Below are 20,491 nucleotides of genomic sequence, written 5' to 3'. Positions count from 1 at the left end.
TCCCGCCACGACTACCGACCCTGGCCAGCCGGGACGGCGATCAAACGGAGATCGACTTTTTGAGGGTCGATCGGCTGGTAGATGGCGATCGTGCCAGAGCCGAGGATGTCGTTCCAGTAATCGCCCGACTGGTCGACCCGGAGGTAGATCACACCGGGCTTTACGGGGATGGCCCCCGGCGGACGGTACTCGACGGCGACGCGAACACCGGGCATGGCGGCGTTGAGGATGTACCCGATCTGGGTCCACGAACCGACCTTGAGCAGGCGCGGCAGGCGCTCCCGAAGCGTGGCTTCGTCGGCGCCCTTGGCTTCGAGGAACATCTCGCTGCTCCGTGGCAGCTTCGGGTCTTCGAACTTGCCGAGGTACATGCCGTCCTCGCGCTTCTCCATCGGCACGATGACGAACTGCTCGGCCAGGACACCCGAGATGAGGGCCATCGCGCGCTCGAAGACGGGATCGAAGACGTCGCCCAGCTCGAGGTAGTTGAACTTGGGGATCGACGTCGGGTCACCATCGGCGGCGAAGGTGCACAGCTCACCGATGAGTGATCCGAGCACGATGAAGCACTGCTCCGGATGCGCATCACCGTGGTCGACGAGGTGCGACACGATCGGGATGTACGAGTTCATCGTGTGGAGCATCCAGAACTTGGCCGTGTCGGAGAACTGGAAGTCGACGGACGCTGCGGTGCGCATCCGACGCCCTTCTGCCAGGGACTTCTGCTTGCCGACCAGCGCGGACAGGATGCGCCGCATCCCGGTCATGATGTGATCGGATGCTCCGATGTGCAGGATCGGAGGGATGAAGTTCCGCTTGAGAACGATCGAACCCGTTCGGTCTCGAACCAGCTGGGCGATGCGCACCGTCTGGTAGGCGTCACGGGGCTCTGTCCCGAAGAGGAGCCGCATGTTGCCGCGCGCCCAGGTCACCGACGTGTCGTTCCGGCCAGTGTTGAGGTCCGGCACCGTCGTCTGGGAGGCCACGAAGCGTTGTGCTGGACCAGCCTTCGCAGGATCCAGGCTGATGTTGGCCGCGGTCTCCCGAGGGTTCGGCACGGCGAGGAAGACGTCGAGCGCCTCGAGGGCGGCCGGGAATACGCCTTCCAGCGGGCGCGCCTCGACCTGGTCTTCACCGCGGTCACCGACGAAAAAGCCGGTGCCATCCGGGAAGACGCCATGGCACTTCGTCAGCTTGAGCTGGCCGGCCGCAAGGGCCCGCTCGTCGAACTGCACACCAGTGACGCCCCAGTCGTAGGCCATAATCGCGCGCAGGCGCGAGTGGAGCAGTGCCTCGTGGTACTGGTCCTGCTGCTGCAGGTGTTGAGGGGTCATGAAGAGCCCCTCCGTCCAGACAGGCTTGCGCGGGTGGATCATGTCGCCCTGACAGTCTTATCAGAAGTGCCCATTGGCGCGCCGCGGAAACCTCGCCGGCGATTACCTTGGTGTAGGCGTGAAGCCGCCCCCCTGCTCAGGCGCCGCAGCCCGCTTGGGCAAGTTCAGGCGTCTGACGGCGGTGGCATTCGGGAACATCGACTCGTCGAACTGGCTCCCGTTGTCGATCCTCGTCGACTCGACGAAGAAGGTCGCCCTGGGGTCGGCCTGGGCACCAGCATCGGAGCTTCGACCGCCGCACTGGGCCTCCCCTGGGGGGAGGGGGAACTCGTAGAAGGTCTTCCAGCTGTTGCCCTTGGGGCTGTGGAAGAGGGCAACCCCGGCCAGGTGGCTGGCCTCCTTGATCCGCTCGAACTTGACCTCGACGAGGTCGTTCGGAAAGACCTCCACCTCGTCCATCTTGGCGATGTCCTCCTGGAGAACATCCTTGTCCTTGAGCAGCACCTCATCGTAGGTCGCGTTCTCCAGGCGGACTTCGCTCTTCAACTGATAGAGGCGCACCACCACCGGCCGCGGATTGCCGTTCTCGTTGGGGTTGATGTTGTCGGCCGCGAACAGGTTGAGTGTGACGATCTGCACGTCACAGGGTGCAGGCACCTCGGGAGGGGGTGCTTGCGAACATCCCGCAGCCCAGCTGGCGCCCAGAGCCCCCAAGGCGAGCCCAGCCAAGAGTCCCCACACCCTCCGAGTCTGCCGACTCGAAGGCGAGGTCTTCGTCGCTTTTCCTGCGAACACCGTGCGCACAACCATCCTGGCCAGTTGTAAGCGGATTCAGGCGAGGTACGCAACTTTCACGGGTGAGAGACATCGTGTCGCCCGGACGGGAGGAGCCGCCCGGCGACCTCTCTCCCCGGAAGGTGTGACCGCCGGAGGGCCAACTGGAAAGACAGGCCCCCCAGAATTGGGGTCTCTCAGGACCGAGATGATGGGAACTGGGGATCTGGGGTGGGGGCCAGCAGCGCTCCCCTCCCCCTGGCTGTGAAGCGGAGGCGCCACCGAGGCGAGAGAGGCCTGGCTCGCCGTCCCGACGATCCAGGCTCCGCTCTCCCTCGCGTGAGCTATCTCAGCTGGAGAACTCGATTGTAAAGTTGCTGGAGCTGTCGACCCCGAGCTCCACGCGCTTGGGTAGCCCACCCTCCGACATCTTCTCGAGGATGGCGACGGAGAGCTGGGGCAGCAGGGTTGCGCGGAGGATGTGATCGATGTTTCGGGCGCCGGTATCCACCTCGGTGCAACGCCTGGCGATCGTCGTGACCATCTCGTCGGTGTAGGTCGCCTCGATGCGCTGGCTCTTCCGGAGCCGATCGACCAGACCATCGAGCTTGAGGCGGGTGATGTCGCCCATCGCGTCAGGAGAAATCGGCAGGTAGGGCACGATCGTCATACGAGCGAGCAACGCCGGCTTGAAATGCGCAGACAGCGCCGGTTTCACCGAGTCGATGATCTCCTGGATGAATCCGGAATCCGCGTCGAGCTGACGCGCCGGATCATCCTCACGTGCGCCGACGGTCAGGTTGGTGATCTTGTCGGTCGCGAGGTTGCTGGTCAGGATGACCACTGTGTTCTTGAAGTCGACGAGCCTGCCCTCCCCGTCGCTCAACATGCCCTTGTCGAACACCTGGTAGAAAAGGTTCAGCACGTCGGGGTCGGCCTTCTCGACCTCGTCGAGGAGAACCACCGTGTACGGCCTCTGCCGAACGGCCTCGGTGAGCATACCGCCCTCGCCGAAGCCGACGTAGCCGGGCGGAGAGCCGATGAGCCGGGAGACCGTGTGCTTCTCCTGGAACTCCGACATGTTGATGACGGTCATCATCCGCTCTCCACCGAACATCAGGTCGGCGATACCGAGCGCGGTCTCCGTCTTACCGACACCGCTCGGCCCGACCAGCAGGAACACGCCCTGAGGGGTGTTCAGCGGCTTGAGACCGGCACGCGCAGCGCGCAGCTCCTTGGCAATCGTGGTGATGCCGAAGGCCTGACCCTTGATCCGGCGCTGCAGGCGGTCCTCCATCTCGAGAAGCGCCTTCACGTCATCCTGCACCATCTTCCCTACAGGGATGCCGGTCCAGGCAGAAACGACGCTCGCGACCATGGCCTCGTCCACATCCGGCCGGAGCAGGGGCACCTCGCCCTGAGAGGCAGTGAGGTCATCGAGCGCTTGCACGACCTCACGGCGAGCCGCATCGCGCTCCTCCTCCGTCTTGGCTTCGTCCATCTTCTTGCGAGCCTCGACGACCCGCTTCGTCCCCTCCGACTCCTTCGCGTACTCGCCGCGGACCGTCTCCAGATCCGTACGCGCCTTGACGAGCTTGTCCTTCAGCTCGGCGACGTGCTCCTCGTCGACGTGCGCTCCCTTGTCTCGATCGCGCTCGAGCGAGTTGAGCTCCGTCTCCAGATTCTCGATGAGGATCTCGGCGTCCTCGACCTGGGCCGGCTTCTGCTGCAGCGCGACCTTCACACGCGCCGAGCACGTATCGAGCAGATCGACCGCCTTGTCGGGCAGCTGGCGTCCGCTGATGTAGCGAGCGCTCAACCGCACGGCGGCCGTCACGGCTTCATCACGGACGATGACGTTGTGCGCCTGCTCGAACTTGGGACGGAGACCGCGAAGCATGACGGTGGCCACCTTCTCGCTCGGCTCATCCACCTTCACGGGCTGGAACCTTCGCTCCAGCGCGGCATCCTTCTCGAAGTACTTCTTGTACTCGGTCCAGGTCGTCGCGGCGATCGTGCGCAGCTCTCCTCGCGCGAGGGCGGGCTTGAGCAGGTTCGCGGCGTCTCCACCCCCCTGCGAGCCGCCGGCGCCGATCATCGTGTGGGCCTCGTCGATGAAGAGGATGATGGGCTTCGGCGACCCCTTCACCTCGTTGATGACCTGCTTGAGTCGGTTCTCGAACTCGCCCTTCACACCAGCGCCAGCCTGAAGAAGACCGAGGTCGAGGCCCAGGATCTCCACGCCCTGGAGGAGCGGGGGCACCCGCGGGTTCTCCGCGGTGCTTTCCACGACCATCAGCGCCAGGCCTTCGACCAGTGCGGTCTTACCGACACCGGCGTCACCGACGATGATGGGGTTGTTCTTCCGGCGACGAGCCAGGATGTCGATGATCTGCCGGATCTCCCTCTCACGCCCGAAGATCGGGTCGATCTGCCCTGCTCTTGCGCGACCCGTGTAGTCGACACAGAACTTTGCGAGCGCCGAGTCCGCCGAAGCGCTGGCCGTACCCGCCGGCAGCTTGCCTCCGCCGGCGCCACCAGCCCCGCTGGCCGCCGCCGCCGTCTCGGCATCCTCCTTCGAGCCCGAGATGATCTTGGCCAGGTTGGTCTTCAGATCTTCTCTGGAGATGCCTTCCAGGTAGGCACCGATCCCACTCACGGAGTACCGCGTCGGCTGCTCCACCAGGCGGAGGAACAGCAAGCCGCTCCGCACCTTCTGGAAGCCATACTCCATCGAACCGACGACCCAGGCGTCCTGCATCCACTCCAGCATGACCGGCGACAGCGTCGGTCGTCCGGCGTTGCCTTTCCGGAGCTCCTCCAGGCTGCGCGTGAGCGCGGCGCGCAGGTGGGCCGGATCCAGGTCGTAATGCATGGCCAGGAACGCGATGTCGGAGCCGGCGTCATCGAGCAACGCGAGCATCAGATGCTCGAGCGTTACCTCGTAATGGCGCGCGTTCACGCACTGCCCGATGGCCGTCTCTAGGGCGGTGGTGCAATTGCGAGTGAGCTGCTTGACGATGGACTTGGTGCCGACGAGCATCATATGCGCGGCATGCTAGCTGAGTGGCTAGCCCCCCGTCGACGCCGCCGGCCTGGTGCTCCGCGTCCCCTCCCTCGAAAGTTCGACGAGACCTGGAATCTCCAGGATCAGCTCTTGCTCTTCCTGGAGCGCTCCTTCGCATCCTTACGGCCCGCCTCTTCCCGTGCCTTCGAGGAGGCGGCGGGTACGACGCGCCGCTCCGTAGATGACGGGGTGGGCTCATCGGCGCGTACCGGGACTGTCCCACGCGCCGATCGCTCGCTCTTCGAAGCGGTGGTTTCCTTGGCGGTCGCTGCCCCGTCGCCCTCGGGTGCCGGAGCGCTCCCCATCTTGTCGACGAGCTCCTGCCGTACGCGCAGCTTCAACAACCCGCCCTCGCGCAACCGCCCGTCTGGGTCCATACCATTGTCACGCGCGAGGTCCTCGACATCCACGGCAAACTGCCGTGCGACGCCGAGGAGGGTATCCCCGGGCCCGACCTTGTACATCAGCAGGGAGCGTCGATCGCGCGAACGACGCCTCGGCGAGGGGTCCTCGGCATCGTCGCTCCCCCCCTGGATGTCCTGCACCAGCGCCTCCACCGGATCACGCAGCGAACGGCGCTTCGGCTTCGGCAAGAGGGAGAGGAGGCTCTCCTCCCCTCGCGGCTGGCGCGTGAACTCACGACCTCCGAGGAGATCGACCGGATCGAGCACGGTGACGTCGTTCGTCGCCAGAGGCTCCGTGTCGAGCAGCGCCGGCAGAGACGCCTGCGCACGCGCCAGCGACTCGGCCGGAATCATGATCAGGTAGTCGCTGCGACCCGGAGGCACACGATCCTGGAGCAGGTCGGGGTTCAAGGTGCGCAGGGTCGCCGTGGAGGCGCCAGCCGCCTTCGCCAGGGTGCGCAGGGGCGTCCCCGCCGGGACCGCCATCTCGGCCGCGTCGATGGGACGGGCCAGCTTCACGCCGTCGAACCCGAAGCGCTCCAGGTTGTTCGCGACGAGCGCAGCCGCAGCGATCTTCGGCACATAGGCCGCGGTCTCCTGCGGCAGAGCCCCTTGCCGGGCGAGCTCGTTGAAGTCCGCCGTATTGTAACGGTCGATCTTGGAGAGGAGCTGCTCGTAGCCCATGTTGTACGCGGCGAGCGCCAGGTTCCAGTCGCCGAACCGCTGATGGAGATCACGCAGGTGATGCGCAGCAGCCTGCGTCGCCAGACGCGGGTTCTTGCGCAGATCCATGAACCGATCCTGGTGAAGGCCGTACACGGCGCCCGTGGCAGGCATGAACTGCCACAGACCGACGGCTCCAGCCGGCGAACGGGCACGCGCGTCGAAGCCGCTCTCGATCATCGCCAGCCAGATCAGATCTTCGGGGAGGCGCCACTCGCGCAGCGTCTGCTGGACCATGTCCTGGTAGCGGCCGCTGCGCTTCAGCCAGGTCTCGAACATCCCCCGCCCTCGCTCCGACCGCGTGAAGAAGCGCACGTACTTGATGGTGCGCCGGGTCATGGTCAGCGAGATGTCGGGCAGCTGCAGCCGCGAGAGCGCCTCCGAGCTGGCCGTGTCGAGATCTTCGACGTCGTCGACGAAGGCATCCGAAGCGGAGGCATATCGAGGTGGCTGCGAATGGGTCGGGCGCTCGAGCGAGCACGCCGCCGCCTCGTCACGCCCTCTGGGATCCACATCCCGAAGCCGCTCGAGCTCTCTCGACTCACGCTTCGGCAGCGCCGACGGCGACGAAGCGTCATTCGTCTTCCCTCGGACCTGGAACGCGACCTCACGGGACTCCGGCCCCCCTGATGCTCGCCGCACCGTGGCCGCCGTCCGCCCTGCTCCACTTCCGACAGCGCCCCCTTGGTGCTCATATGCTGTCACTGCAGCCCGTACCGGCGTGATCGCCGCATCCGGAGCCGCCATCCCAACCCCGTAACCAAACGCCAGGGCCGAGACCATGGGAGGGATCTTGTGGACGAAGCTCATCGTGTGACCAAGGGTCGCACTATGTAGGACAGTCGGACAACTTTACGCGAAGCCTCCGTCCGAGAACACCGCCGCACTGAACTGGAGACCAGGCTCCTCTTTCCGGGGCGAGAAGGCCTGGCATGACGCGCCGCATGATGACGTGACCCACACAACCTGGGTGTTCGCTTGCCGGTGCGGACGGAGGCACTCCCGATACGAGGAGGGTGTCTGCTAGTCTGCGGGGCATGCCGGTGGCGCTCACGGCCCGGGTGATCGACACCCAGGCCAATGACAAACATGACTACACATTCGAGCGCTTCCCCGTCCGTATCGGCCGCAACCAGCTGAACGATCTGCACATCGATCGGCCCTACGTCTCCCAGTTCCACGCAGCCATCGACGTTCGTGACCGGCAGCTCTTCGTCCGAGATCTGGGCTCCACCAACGGCACGGTCTTCGCGGGTCACCGGCTCGCTCGGGATACGCCAGTGGAGATCACGCAGACGCCGGAAATCACGATCGGCCCCATCGTGATCCGCCTCAGCATGGTGGAGGCAGCGCCCAAGAAGCGGGAAGAGATCAAGGAAGGCACGGTGCTCGACTACAACGTCGAGAGCGCTGGCCTCTCCGCCTTGATGGCCCAGCGCTCCAAGCAGGTCGCGCCAGGCGCCGAGGACGCTTACGTGCGTCAGCTCGTTCCTTACATCGAGGCCTACCGCGCCTCCTGGGGTGCGGTGTACCGGGTCATCTACGACCACCTGGCCCGTTTGCCCCCCGAGGTCAGGCAGAACTATCTCCGTCGTCTGTGCCAGGAGCACCAGAACGTCACCATCGAGCCCGATTTTCAGAAGATCTCTCAGTATTATGGCGTCGACTCGCACGCTCACGGGGAGCTCCGCCCGGCGGACGCGGCCCTCGTGGCGTTGGCAGAGCTGGCCCGGAGCCTCGCCCCAGGGACCAAGGTCCCGGACGATGTCGCCGGAATCCTCACCTTCGCGCGCAGGCTCCGCGACACGATGGAAGTCTTCATGAAGTGCTTCGTGAGCCTTCGTGATGGCTACCAGGAGTTCGAAGCCGAGGTGCTGGCCAGGGAGCGAGCGTCTCAGGAAGACCGGGTCGCGACGGCCAAGGATGCGAAAGAGCTCGGTGCGCTCTTGCTCTCACCGGCGGGGGGACAGGACGCGGCCCGTCACCTGTACGACATCTTCGTCGACGTGATGAGCCACCAGGTCGCCCTCCTCAACGGCGTCATGGAGGGGGTCAAGTCCCTTCTGGTCAAGCTGTCGCCCAAGGCAATCGAGGACGAACTCGAGCGAAGAGGCAAGAAGGGTGGGCTGTTCTCCACCCGCTACGAGGAACTGTGGAAGCTGTACGAGCTCCGACATGGCGACTACTCGGGCGAGGATAAAGAGACCTTCCTGATAATATTTGGCCCCCAGTTCTCTCGCGCGTACGCTGCCACAGCCGGCGAGGACTACTCGTCGTCCGGCGAGGCGGCAGGCAAGAACCTGAGCCGCTTCTCGATCAATGTGAATCCGGTCAAGCGCTAGCGCCCCGAGGTCAAGGAGCAGGCGCCAGTGACCCGCTCGCGCCCCCCCCGCCCAACGGGCGGCGCAGCCGAACGCGAGGCTTCTCGAATGCGAATCCGCGACAAAGTTGTTGCAGCGAGTTGTCTGGCCGTGACCGCATGCCTCCTCGCTCCCCGCGAAGCGGCCGCGCAAGTGCCATCGGTCCAGCGAGACTCGAACTGGGGCACGGTCTCTGATATCGCCATGGTGATTGGAACATCCTCCGTGTTCCTGATGCCGCGGGTCTACTACAGCGACCCCGAGGCGACGGTCGGATGGAAGGGACGTTGGCATGTCTCGATGCTCGCCCCTGCCCTCACCATGGCGATGGCGACCGTTCTGGTCGAGGTCCCGATCAAAAACGCTGCAGAGGGCGTGCGACCGGGATGCACGGTCGATCAAACCATCGCCAGCGTGTCCAACTCCGGTTGCGAGACCTTCGGTGGCCCCTCCACCCACGCTTTTGCATCGTGGGGCGCCACGGGAACGGGGCTGGGCATCTTCCTGATGGACACCTTCCGTTACTCCGGTAGCCGCTTCAACGTGGGTGCCTTCATTGGCAACGTCGCCGTCCCCCTGACGGCTTCGGTCTTCACCACGGTGGGACGAGCCGTCGGTCCTGGGGACTCTCGCCCGTACGAGGACGGGTTGCAGATCACGGCAGGTGCACTGCCAGGCTTCTTCGTTGGCCTTGGCGTCGGCTTGGCGTATGCAGCGCTCCAGCGACCCAACTGCGGATACGGGAACGCCGTCTTCTGCTGGTGACAGGTCATCGCGGTCGACGGCATCGCGCATCGACCGCGCCCAGCCTCACGGCGACGCTCCCTCGACGACGACAGTCGCCAACTTCCGCTTCAGACTCGCTCACCTCCTTCGAACACCTCGCGTGACCGGAGACGGTGGCTCGCGCTCGCGAGCTGACTCTCTTGCTCGGACGCCGTCTCTCGTTCCCCAGCAGAACTCACCAGCAGACCCATGCCCGAGCAACGCGCCGCTGAAGCCACGCCAGCGGAGCTGATGCCGGCCGTGCGCTCACGGAGGAGCGCACGGATAAGGATCGACGCTTAAGAAGACGAAGCGCTCACCCGTAGAGATTCTCGGTCGGAGCGTCGCCCGAACTTGCCCGTCGAGGAGACCGCCCCCCTCCTCTACTGCAGCGCTTCAGTCTTGCCCGACCACACGCTCCCAGAGCGGATCGTTCGACGAGAACAGCGTGTCGCGTTCAACGCGCAGGAATCGCTGGAACTCCACCTTGCGGAGTTCGCGATCGCTGTCTCGATTGCCTTCCTCGTACTTGATGATCCGCACCTGAATCTGCTCGAGAAGCTGAATGCCTGTCGGCTTGTACGTCACGTCGGTACGCAACGAGTACCTCGCGTACAACCCGCGCTCGGTGAGCGACGGCAGCACGGCCGTCCGCTCCAGATCGACCTGCGCCGACTCGAACAGACGACCGCGGCGCGCGAGATAGAAGTGGGCGCGCTGCCTGCAATCATCGGGATCTGGGCATTGCTTCGCCTCGACCACCACGAGATTGTCACTTCCGAGGCGCATGGGCGTGATTCTCGTCCCCTTCGGCGGCGCTCGAAGACTACCGATCCCGTAGACCTCGGCGCGATCGTCCACGGCGCGAACGAGTGCGAGAGGCCCGCCTTCGTCGCCGTTCTCGAACTTGAGGGTGCGCAGCCAGAGCACCCGCAACCCATCGGGTCCGGCCGAGATCTCGAGCTCATCCGGGTCCACGCGCCGTGGCCACCCCGACGCGGAGATTCCACCCCGCAACATCTCGTTCGCAAACAGGTAATGACCAGTGCAGTCGGTATCGGTCGGCCCCACCCCGCGATCCTCCGAGTACCCCGGGGAGACGACACCCATCCACTGCTCGGGATCGAGGGTGCGCACGATCGATCGACCGCTGGCGCTCCGCTGTACGGGCTCGAGTGGCGTCGTGCAGACGGGGATCGGGCTCTGCTTTCGCGTCCTCGCCTGACCTTGCGGCTGATCAGGATAGGAACCACATCCCGCGAGCGAGAACATGAGCGCACAGGTCGCAGAAACCACGCCGAAGCGAGAGAGACTCACGTCTCCTTCGTACCACGGCCCGAGCACGAAGGGCCAACTCGTGAGAGTGAGACTTGGCTCGAGGGACCCACCCGTTGAGAGAGATCCCCATCCGCGATGCTCGACGCCCAGCAGATCAGCGGACGAAGGAGGCTCTCGTTCCGGCGAATCTCCGAACACCACGACGCAGGTCGAGCGCCATTGCAGCTCGCTTCGGGCCACCCGCCCCCCATTCGTCGAGACCCCTGAACATCGACATATCCGACAAGGAAGGGAGGTGGAGGAAAGCCTTGACGCCTACAGAGATTTGCGAGAAGTCTTGTTCGCCTTTTGGAAGCATCCAAAGGCCGGCAGCATCAACTGCCGTAGTTCCATAGTCCCGAAAGGACGAAGCGTCTGCCAGCGCGCATAGGGCGTAGACTGAGTCCAGGCGAAGAGTCGAAGTAGGGAAGGGGCACACGACAATGGCACTTAATGCGTACCTCCGACTGAAGGGCCAGACCCAGGGCGAGATCAAGGGCTCCGTCATCCAGAAGGGGCGTGAGGACTCGATCATGGTGATCGCGGTCAGCCACGAGATCGTGAGCCCCCGTGACGCGGCCAGCGGCCTCCCCAGCGGGAAGCGCATGCACAAGCCGCTGGTGATCACCAAGGAGCTCGACAAGTCGTCGCCGCTCCTCCTGAACGTGCTCACCAACAACGAGAACATCATCGATCTCACGATCGACTTCTGGACGCCCCAGATCACGGCCGCCCGTGGCGCCGGCTCCGAGGTCCAGCACTACAGCATTCGCCTCACCAACGCGAACATCGCCTCGATCAACTTCCGGATGCCCAACAACAAGCACCCGGAGCTCATGAAGTTCGCCGAGTACGAGGAGGTTGCCTTCACGTACGAGAAGATCGAGTGGACCTGGAAGGACGGCGGCATCATGGCTGCCGACGACTGGCGCGCGCCGGTGTGATTTCATGACGCTGCCGCCTCGAGCGGCAGGTCATCGAATGCGACGATGGGCGGCTCTCGGGCCGCCCGTTGTTTTTCCATGGTCTGCAAATGTCGTTGGCTGTCGACGGCTTGCAGCCGAAATGGTCCGCATGCTGTACACTAGGGCTCACACATGGCCCTGAATGCCTACCTCAAGCTCAACGCATCGCGGCAAGGCCAGATCCTTGGCTCCGTGACGCAGAAGGGGCGTGAGGGGACGATCGCGGTGATTGCTGCTCACCACATGGTGGTGGGACCGCGTGATCCCGCGAGCGGTCGTCCGATGGGCAAGCGGATGCACATGCCCTTCGTCATCACGAAGGAAGTCGATCGCTCCAGCCCCCTCCTCTATTCAGTTCTCTGTAATAACGAAAACCTATCGAGCGTCGATCTTCAGTTCTACACGCCCGACAGGACTGGCGTCGAACGGCCCCATTTCGCCGTCTCCCTGACGAACGCCAACATCAGCAGCATCGACTACCGGATGCCGAACTCGAAGAACCCTCACACGGCCCGACTCCCGGCCCGTGAAGAGATCGCCTTCACGTACGAGAAGATCTCCTGGACGTGGCTCGAAGGGAACATCTCCGCTGCCGATGACTGGGCGATGCCACGCTGAAATGCGTCTCGTGGTCGTTCGCCTTCCGCTCGTTTCAGGGAGAGAGTAAGCTCCTTCGGTGGCCGGTGCCTCGCTCCTCACCCGCATCGTGCACGCTGCGGATCCACACTCGAACGAACGACACACCTGGCGTGATCAGGATCTGGAGACTGCGATCATCTCGCATCTCAAGAACATGCTGAACACCCGCCAGGGGAGTTCTCTCACGTGCCCGGACTACGGCCTCATGGAGGTCTCCGAGGTCCTGCACGAGTTTCCGGATGCGATCGGTCTGCTGCAACGTTCGATCAAGAACAGCCTTCAGCAGTACGAACCGCGCTTGAAGAACGTGCAGGTGCGTCAGCTCAGAAACGACGCAGCGCAAGCCATGGTGCTCGAGTTCGAGATCACCGCGCAGATTCAGTTCCCCGATGGCCGGCGCCAGCAGCTTCGGTTCGGAGCCTCGGTGGATCACAGTGGCAACGTCAAGATGGCGTAAGTGACCAGCGCAACTGGCCCAGGCTCAAGCGGATGTTTAACAAGTACTACCAGGATGAGCTGACCTATCTCCGCGAGATCGGCCGCGAGTTCGCTGCTGCATATCCGGGCATCGCCCCCATGCTGGCCGAGCGAGGTGGCGATCCGGACGTCGAGCGCCTCCTCGAAGGTGTCGCCTTTCTGACCGGCAAAATCCGGCAGAAGCTGGATGACGAGCTTCCGGAGGTCATTCACTCGGTTGCGGCGCTGCTCTTCCCCCACTACCTGCGGCAGCTCCCCGCCACGTCCATCGTGGAGTTCACCCCACTGCCCAACGTCGTCCGCGAACGACTCGTCGTCGCGCGCGGTGCCGAAGTGGGCTCGGTCCCCGTTGATAGCGTCTCGTGCCGCTTCAGAACCACGCAAGACGTGGAGCTGCTGCCGCTCGCCGTGGAAGACGTACGTGTCGATACGGGAGCCCAGCTCGCGCAGACGCTGCGCATCGAGCTGAAGGTGACGGGCGGTGTGGCTTTGCCCGCGCTCGCACTCAGCTCCGTCCGCTTCTATCTGCACGGCGAGCGACGGCTCCAGGATGATCTCCGGCTCTGGATCGCAGCCCACGTCGAGAGCGTCGCGCTCGCTTCCGTGGACGGCAGCGGCCGCGATACCACCGTGGCCACCCTCCCGGCGAAGGCGATCCAGATGGTCGGATTCGCCGAGCAGCAGGCGCTCATCCCCTACCCCAAGACCGTCTATCCAGGCTTCCGGCTCCTCCAGGAGTACTTCACGCTCCCGCAGAAGTTCGCGTTCTTCGATGTCACCGGCCTCGAAGCGCTCCCGCCCGATCGTGTGACCGATCGCTTCGCGATCCTCCTCCAGTTCAGGGACGGGTTGCCTCCCGGCACGCGCGTCGCCAAAGACAACCTCCGCCTCTTCTGCTCACCCGTGGTCAACCTCTTCGACCACACCAGTGATCCCATCAAGCCGGAGCCCACCAAGCACGAGTACCTCTGCCGACCGGCTGGCTCGACACCGCAGGCGTTCGAGATCTACAGCGTCGACAAGGTCGTCGGCATCGCGCGCCGCACGAGCCAGCGCGTCGAGATCCCCTCCTTCTTCGATTTCCAGCACGAGCTCGATCAAGACGCGGCGTCGCGCGCGGTCTTCTACCAGACGCACCTCCGGCCGGCTGCCGTTGGCGATGGTGTCGACATCTACATGTCGTTCGGTTCGCCGCAGGACGCTGGAACGCTGCCGGAGTTCGACGTCATCAGCATCGAGGCGACGAGCACGAACCGCCGCCTCCCAGCGCAGCTCAAGCTGGGCGACTTGCGCGTACCGACCGCGACCTCACCCGCCGTGGCCACCTTCACCAACCTCACGGGCGTCACCTCTCCCCTCCCCCCACCTGTCGGCCGCGAGATGCAGTGGCGCGTGCTCGCCCACATGGCCATGAGCTACCGCTCGATCGCCGAGCTCGAGGTGTTGCGAGCGACCGTCGACCTCTACAACTTCCAGGCTGTCGTGGACCGTCAGGCGGCTCGCGCCAATCAGCTCCGGCTCGCCGCCATGAAGTCGATCCGCGTGCGCCCGACGGATCGCCTCTACCGCGGCGCACCAGTCCGAGGCATCGCAGCAGAACTCGAGCTCGAGGAGGGCGGCTTCGTCGGCGAAGGTGACATGTACCTGTTCGCGAGCATCATCAACGAGATGCTCGCCTCCTACGTGTCGCTCAACTCGTTCACGCAGCTCACGGTGACCGGAACCAACACGCGTGTGGTGTATCGATGGGAGCCGAAGAGCGGAAGTCTGACTTTGATCTGAGCACGTTCGAGCGGCTCAGAGCGGAAGCGAAGCGGTCTTCGTTCTTCCGTCTCATCTACCTCCTCGAGCGCCTCTTCCCGTCGGCCCCCCCGGTCGGCCGCGAAGGGCCTGCGCACGCCGAGCGCATCCGGCTCCGCGGCGATCCATCGCTCACGTTCGCGTCCAGCGACGTCTCCGATCTGGATCTCGTGAAGTACGGCGACGGCATCGAGCGCGCGCGCATCAGCGTGACGTTCCTCGGCCTCTACGGCGTCGTCTCGCCTCTCCCCACCTACTTCGCAGAGGACATCGCTCTCGGGGACTACCAGGGTGGCCCGCAGCCCGTGCGCGACCTCCTCGACGTCCTGCATCACCGGCTCGTCGCGCTCTTCTATCGCTCTTGGGCCAAGTACCGCCTCCCCGTGACCTACCGTCAGGGCGGCGCGGACGCCTTCTCCAGCAGGATGTTCTGCTCGGTCGGCGTCGACGGCTTCCGTCAGAGCCAGACCCCCATCGATCGCTTCCTCTTCCTCCGGTACGCCTCGATCCTCGCCTCCAAGTCGCGCTCGGCGCGCGGCCTCGAGGTCGTGCTCACGGATCTCTTCGGAGACATGGGCATCCAGATCGAGCAGTTCGTCGGCCAGTGGACACTCATCGAGAAGCCGAACCGAAACAAGCTCGGCGTTCAGAACCACCAGCTCGGTCAGAGCCTCACCATCGGCCGCTACGTGTACGACGGCTCGGGCCGCTTCAACGTCATCATCGGACCGGTCGGCTACGACGACTATCTCTCGCTCCTCCCTGGGGGGAGCCGCCAGCCGCTCTTGCGCGGCATCATCGACACGTTCACGCCCGGCATCCACGACGTCATGCTCGAGATCCACGTGAAGACGGAAGACGCCCCGCGCTACCAGCTCGGCTCTCAGCGTGCCTCGACGCTGAAGCGGACCACCTGGCTGGGTGGCTCGGTGGGCCAGCAGTTCAAGATCAGCGTCCCCCTCGAAGGCAAGCAGATGCACCGCACCGAGGGAGAAGAAGACGAGGACGAAGATCTCGGCGAGCCTCCGCCGATGTGAGCAGAGCGGTCCTCGCTCTCCAGCTGGGACGACGTCCGCAATTCCCCGCCACCGCAGAACGCTCTCGTCCACGCTCGGAGCGCGCCGCAGAGACGAAACGACCCGACCAGAAACGCAAGTTCGACCAGCGCGCGAGCCAGCCGAGATGCCCCGGCAGACCGCCAGGACGAAAACACGCGGCCTCGCGCAGAAGCCCGCATCACGCGAACGCGCGAGACGTCTCTACGATCCGGTGACGAGAGTTCGTGAGAGGCGCTCCGCGCTCCGCTGGCGGGAGTACGCGAGAGGTGCTCTTCGTGACGGCAAACAAGCCCGTCCGATGAGCCGCGACGCGCAGCCGCATCCCGGCCCGCGCGTCAGTACACGATCATGCTGCCGAGCGCCGCCATCATCTCGTCGACGCTCGCGTCGATGTTCGGCTGATGCACCACCTGCACGAGCAGGATGCGGTGAGCGCTGCGCACCAGGATCTCGTGCGCAAACGCCTCGTACGGGGGCTTCGCAGCCACCTTCGTCCTGACGAAGTAGCTACGCCCCTGCGCATTGGCCGTCGAGATGGGCGTGCGACCCGAGATGATCTGCGCCCCTTGCTCCGTCAGGTCCTTCTCGTAGCGTCGGAGCAGATCCGGCCAGGGGTCTTCCGGATCGTCGATCCTCTCGAAGATCGAGAAGAGGAATTGCCGGGGTGATTGATACGAAATGTACCGCCCCTGCGGGGTGTAATCCGCAGACCGCACGTACCAGTCGATCGGTCGTGAGAGCCGGACATCCCCTTCGAGGACACCGACACCGACCATCCGCGGCGTGCGCTCCGACGCTGCGCGATCGAGCGGCGGGAAGTACACCTCGTAGCTGAAATTGCGGTCAATGATCCCGGCGCCATGCAGGTAAAAGACCTCATCCTGCTTGGGCGCTGAGGGGGCCCCACCGCAGCCGTTGATCGCCGCGAGGGCAAGCGCGAAGGACGCCGCGCGGGGTAGGCTTGCGACGCAACGCTTGAGCATCGGCGTGCCGGAGAGCTTCATCATCGGTGACAATAGGTCAGTGGGGCTAGCCTAGCCAAATGTTCGCAGCAGCCCGGGCACATCGTGACGAACGCGAGCCCCCGTCCTGGGGACCCCGAAGCCCGCTGCGCCCCAGACCCCCACGCCACGGCGCCGAGGAGTTTGCCCACGGCTGCGCCACGTTGGATGATCCCTTGGCCGCCGCAAGAGCGTATCTTCTCCCCGGCGGCACCGGCAGACTGGAGCGCGCTCCTTTGCCAACCCCCGCGACAGCCAACCCGATGAACCCGATGCCCAGCTCCAGCCATCCTCTGGCCTCTCCCTCGCAGACCGCCAGCAATGTGTCATTTCATACACATCGCTCGCTGTCCATAGCGGCGCTGGCGGTGGCGCTCCCACTGGCCCTGGCCTCCGCCGGCTGCAGCGGCATCGACGCAGGCGTCGACTATCCCGACAACCTCCCGGTGGGCGAGGTCGATCAGCACCTCCTGACACCCGAGGGCGAGGCCTCCCCCTCGGTCGGCCTCAATCGCTTCAAGATCAAGCCCGAGGTCTGCCAGGGCATCGAGACCCACGCGATGACCCAGCCGCTCGCGCCGGACGACCTCGCCCGTTTTCTGGAGAGCATCGGCGCCAGCGTCCAGCCCAAGAAGGCCCGCGGTAACCTTTACTGGTTCGACTTCCCCGCCTCCGAGAAGAGCAAGGACAGCGGCCGACGCTTCGTCCGACTGCGCCTGGCCGTGCTCGACAACTCCGAGGCCGCCTCTCGGGACCTGCACGACGCCCTCCTCCTGCACGGCCCTGGCTGGTGGGGCATACGCCGCTCGAACCTGGCGGTGCTCGCGCCCAAGACCGACCTCGACGAAGCCCTCGCTTTCGCCATCAAGTACAAGCTGGTCTGCTGGGGCGTGTTCACCTACGCCGGCAACGACGACACCTACGTCGTCCCCGGACCGTACCTCCAGTTCTGAGCTGCTCTCCAGCACCCGGATTGTGGCCACCAAGGGACGACTTTGCGTAGACTCGCGCCATGCGACGTCGTCCGCTGTTGCTTGCCGTAGTTTCCCTCCCGCTCGCCCTCGCGACTGCCGCCGTGTTCGTTCCGGGCTGCGGTTCGAGCGAGGAGCTCAATGACATCTGCGGCTGGCTGAGAGATCCCCAGAACTGCTACCGCAACCTGTTCGACGACGTGCGCACCCGCTGTGGCGCGGTCTTCGACGAGGCCTCTGCGGCCGACGTCAAGAACAGCGGCCCCGTCGGCAGGTTCGTCCAGCGCAGCACCCTCGACACCTGCGTCCTTCAAGATCCGGTCAGCGGACAGGTCGCAGGCCAGGTGCAGTTCGACACGACGCCCGCGTTCGAGCAGTTCCCTCTGACGACGCTCCAGGTCACCCGCCTCGATGCGCGCAGCGAGCCTTGCTCCTCCATCGTCGTCACCAGCCCGTACACGTTCTCGATCGACTTCCGCCCCTGCACCGAGGATCCGACCGACATTCCGCCCGTCTGCCAGGACGCCCTCGATGGCGCCGGGAGCGTCAGCGGCGTCGGACGTGATCCCGAGGCAGTGACGGGTGGCGCGTTCTCCATCGTTCAGCAGGAGGGCCGGGCCATCTACACCACCACGTGCCCCTCGGGCGAAGCGTTCCGCTTCAACCGCCTCGAGTCTGCCAAGTGCGACGGCTACGAGCGGCTCCTGCCGCGCGCCGAGATCGACTCGTATGCCGGCGCCACCGCGGCTCCCTGGGAGACGGACACCGCCCCCTTCGACGGCTGGATCCGGTTGCGCCTCACCTACCCTCCCTATGAAGGGGATCTCGAAGGCGCCGAGCCGACCGTCATCCAGTATTTCAACTGCGCGATCCCCTTCCAGAACCCCTGCGCCGACGGCCTCAAGAACTTCTTCGAGACCGACGTCGATTGCGGCGGCCCTCGAACTGGTGAGAGCCCAGCGTCTTCTGGCGGCCGCGAGATCCGGCGCGAGTGCCCGCGCTGCGAATCAGGACAGATCTGCGCAGATGACTCGGACTGCCTCGCCCCTGCGACCTGCGTGACGGATCCGGCCTCCGGCTTCCTCCGCTGCACCGATCCGAACCCCCCCGCCTCGGGCGCCGGTGGTGACGCTGGTGGCGGCGGTGCCGGTGGTGCGGGTGGAAGCAACTAGCCAAGGCACCTCACCACCCGCCCCCGCTTCGTCACCTGCTCGCTAGCTTCGACGCCTTTCTCAAGGCCCCTCCTCGAAACAAGCTCACCCGAGCTCCGCACTCCTTCGACGCTCCGTCGCGGAGCGCGCTCCTCTACGCCATTGCGCAGGGACCGAGCTCACCGACATATCGCCCCCCACGCGCACCGACACCCAGCGCTCGCTCTCCCACCGCCGAGCCCATCTCGCCCCCCACCCCTCGGCGAACGCGCTCCCCGCTCAGGACACGAGCAGCTTCACCACGAACGTCGTGCTCCCCAGCCGCAGTCGATCGTTGTCACGGATCTGCCGCCGGTCTCCTTGCGTCAGACGCTGCTCGTTCAGAAACGTCCCGTTCCGCGATCCATCATCCTCGATGAACGCCTGACCCGTCGCCGGATCCGCGTGGATCGACGCGTGCCGCGACGACGCGCTCGCATCGGGCAGCGCGATGTCGGGCCCACCATCCGCCGCGGCGCGACCCATCTGTGTGCGACCGCTGTGCACCGCCCAGAAGCTCCCCCCCGGATCGTTCTGGAACGTCACCAGGAACCCCACGAGCACCCGCGCGCCACCGACCGCAGGGTTGCCCGCCATCGGCGGCGCCCCTCCAGGAAGCATCCCGGGTGGCGCCACCATCCCGGGCGGCCCAACCATCCCGGGCGGCCCAACCATCCCCGGTGGCCCCACCATTCCCGGCGGACCCATCCCACCGCCAGGCGATGCCATCCCAGGCGGCGCCACCATCCCAGGTGGACCCACCATCCCGGGCGGCGCCACCATCCCAGGCGGACCCACCATCCCCGGCGGACCCATCCCACCACCCGGCGCCATCGCAGGCGGCGAAGCCAGCCCTCCCATCGGCGGCGGCCTCACGTTGGGCCCACCCACCACACCACCCGTCACCATGGGTGGCGGAGCCAGCCCCCCGCCAGGAGCGCCCACGGGCGGCGGCGCCCCGAACATCGGCGCTTGCGGCGCCCCCATGCTCGGCGCCCCGGGCGCAGGCGCCGCCTGCACCATCGGATTCCCGGCGAGCCCCGTCACGGGCGCAGCCATCGGCGGCGTCCCAGCTGCCGTGGGCGCACCGAGCGCCGCCCCGGGTGCTGGCGTCATCTGCGGCGCCACCGCAGGCGACTCGCGCGCCCACGGCGACACGGCGAACGGCTCTTGCCCAGCAGCAGCCGAGAACGCGCCCGCCCCCCCTCCACCCCCTGCCGGAGCTCCGCCGTAACCTCCCATGGCAGCGGGCGGCGGATAGCCACCACCGCCCCCCGACCCGAACCCCGACTGCATCGGCGGAGGCATCCCACCACCGAACGCCACGGGTGGCGGAGGCGCAGCGCCGCCCGAAGCAAACCCGGGAGGTCCTGGTGGCGCATAGGCGCCTCCGGTCGGTGCCGGAGGTGGTGCAGCTGCTCCCGGGACCGCAGCGCCGCACATCGAGCATGCGCTGTCCGTATCCTTGAGCATCCACGCGCAATTGGGGCACGGGCGCATCGCCATCGCAGAAGCGAGGCTAGCGGGGCACACCCCTCATTCACAAGAGCCCAGGCCGCCTCTCGAAACGCCCAACCCAGCGACACGACCTACAAAATGCGCGAGGCGAGAGGGCTCACACCCATCTCGCCTCGCATGTCACACCT

Annotated in this window: 16 protein-coding genes; 9 read left to right on the top strand and 7 right to left on the bottom strand. The window is 65.6% G+C overall.

What is annotated here, in order from left to right:
- Positions 1–11 precede the first annotated feature (11 nt).
- The 4 genes from tssK to CMC5_RS14980 form a co-directional block, all read right to left on the bottom strand.
- Positions 12–1,376 carry a type VI secretion system baseplate subunit TssK gene (gene tssK / locus CMC5_RS14995; RefSeq protein WP_050431072.1) on the bottom strand — a complete coding sequence of 455 codons (1,365 nt, stop codon included), beginning with the start codon at positions 1,374–1,376 and terminating at the stop codon, positions 12–14.
- 60 nt (positions 1,377–1,436) lie between these two features.
- Positions 1,437–2,144: a type VI secretion system lipoprotein TssJ gene (gene tssJ / locus CMC5_RS14990; RefSeq protein ID WP_050431071.1), complete on the bottom strand. Its 708-nt coding sequence runs from the start codon at positions 2,142–2,144 to the stop codon at positions 1,437–1,439.
- A 313-nt stretch (positions 2,145–2,457) separates the two neighbouring features.
- Complete coding sequence (gene tssH / locus CMC5_RS14985) at positions 2,458–5,154, bottom strand: type VI secretion system ATPase TssH (RefSeq protein WP_050431070.1); 2,697 nt, start codon at positions 5,152–5,154, stop codon at positions 2,458–2,460.
- A gap of 104 nt (positions 5,155–5,258) precedes the next feature.
- On the bottom strand, positions 5,259–7,112 hold the full coding sequence (locus tag CMC5_RS14980) for a lytic transglycosylase domain-containing protein (RefSeq protein WP_156338605.1): 1,854 nt from the start codon (positions 7,110–7,112) through the stop codon (positions 5,259–5,261).
- A 227-nt stretch (positions 7,113–7,339) separates the two neighbouring features.
- On the opposite strand from CMC5_RS14980, the gene CMC5_RS14975 reads away from it, so the two are divergent.
- Both CMC5_RS14975 and CMC5_RS14970 read left to right on the top strand, forming a co-directional pair.
- Positions 7,340–8,644 (top strand): type VI secretion system-associated FHA domain protein, encoded by a 1,305-nt coding sequence (locus tag CMC5_RS14975; protein WP_050431068.1) that lies wholly within the window; start codon positions 7,340–7,342, stop codon positions 8,642–8,644.
- 87 nt (positions 8,645–8,731) lie between these two features.
- Complete coding sequence (locus CMC5_RS14970; protein ID WP_050431067.1) at positions 8,732–9,427, top strand: hypothetical protein; 696 nt, start codon at positions 8,732–8,734, stop codon at positions 9,425–9,427.
- 396 nt (positions 9,428–9,823) lie between these two features.
- Here the strand turns inward: CMC5_RS14970 and CMC5_RS14965 are convergent, their stop codons facing one another.
- Positions 9,824–10,744: a hypothetical protein gene (locus CMC5_RS14965; RefSeq protein WP_050435907.1), complete on the bottom strand. Its 921-nt coding sequence runs from the start codon at positions 10,742–10,744 to the stop codon at positions 9,824–9,826.
- A gap of 443 nt (positions 10,745–11,187) precedes the next feature.
- Here CMC5_RS14965 and CMC5_RS14960 point away from each other — a divergent pair, with 443 nt between their 5' ends.
- From CMC5_RS14960 to tssG, 5 genes are all read left to right on the top strand, one after another.
- A complete protein-coding gene (locus CMC5_RS14960) occupies positions 11,188–11,688 on the top strand; it encodes an Hcp family type VI secretion system effector (RefSeq protein ID WP_050431066.1) in 501 nt (166 codons plus the stop codon).
- 153 nt (positions 11,689–11,841) lie between these two features.
- Complete coding sequence (gene tssD / locus CMC5_RS14955) at positions 11,842–12,327, top strand: type VI secretion system tube protein TssD (protein ID WP_050431065.1); 486 nt, start codon at positions 11,842–11,844, stop codon at positions 12,325–12,327.
- Positions 12,328–12,385: 58 nt separating this feature from the next.
- Entirely contained in the window at positions 12,386–12,805 is a 420-nt protein-coding gene (tssE, locus tag CMC5_RS14950; protein ID WP_050431064.1) for a type VI secretion system baseplate subunit TssE, read from the top strand.
- 32 nt (positions 12,806–12,837) lie between these two features.
- Positions 12,838–14,607, top strand: a complete 1,770-nt coding sequence (gene tssF, locus CMC5_RS14945) for a type VI secretion system baseplate subunit TssF (protein WP_050431063.1) — start codon at positions 12,838–12,840, stop codon at positions 14,605–14,607.
- On the top strand, positions 14,571–15,662 hold the full coding sequence (gene tssG, locus CMC5_RS14940) for a type VI secretion system baseplate subunit TssG (RefSeq protein ID WP_050431062.1): 1,092 nt from the start codon (positions 14,571–14,573) through the stop codon (positions 15,660–15,662). Before tssF ends, tssG begins: the two co-directional genes overlap by 37 nt.
- A gap of 356 nt (positions 15,663–16,018) precedes the next feature.
- Here the strand turns inward: tssG and CMC5_RS14935 are convergent, their stop codons facing one another.
- A complete protein-coding gene (locus CMC5_RS14935) occupies positions 16,019–16,690 on the bottom strand; it encodes a hypothetical protein (protein ID WP_050431061.1) in 672 nt (223 codons plus the stop codon).
- A gap of 362 nt (positions 16,691–17,052) precedes the next feature.
- On the opposite strand from CMC5_RS14935, the gene CMC5_RS14930 reads away from it, so the two are divergent.
- Both CMC5_RS14930 and CMC5_RS14925 read left to right on the top strand, forming a co-directional pair.
- Positions 17,053–17,637: a hypothetical protein gene (locus CMC5_RS14930; RefSeq protein ID WP_245678444.1), complete on the top strand. Its 585-nt coding sequence runs from the start codon at positions 17,053–17,055 to the stop codon at positions 17,635–17,637.
- Positions 17,638–17,714: 77 nt separating this feature from the next.
- The gene (locus CMC5_RS14925; protein ID WP_156338604.1) at positions 17,715–18,827 is read left to right on the top strand and encodes a hypothetical protein; all 1,113 of its coding nucleotides are present in this window, start codon (positions 17,715–17,717) and stop codon (positions 18,825–18,827) included.
- 258 nt (positions 18,828–19,085) lie between these two features.
- On the opposite strand, the gene CMC5_RS48495 is transcribed toward CMC5_RS14925, so the two are convergent.
- Positions 19,086–20,318, bottom strand: coding sequence for an FHA domain-containing protein (locus tag CMC5_RS48495; RefSeq protein ID WP_156338603.1), 1,233 nt, complete (start codon positions 20,316–20,318; stop codon positions 19,086–19,088).
- Positions 20,319–20,491: the final 173 nt, after the last annotated feature.

Source organism: Chondromyces crocatus (assembly GCF_001189295.1).
Taxonomy (GTDB): domain Bacteria; phylum Myxococcota_A; class Polyangia; order Polyangiales; family Polyangiaceae; genus Chondromyces; species Chondromyces crocatus.
Note: the sequence above shows the minus strand (reverse complement) of the source record. Positions and strands in the feature narration are given on the sequence as shown.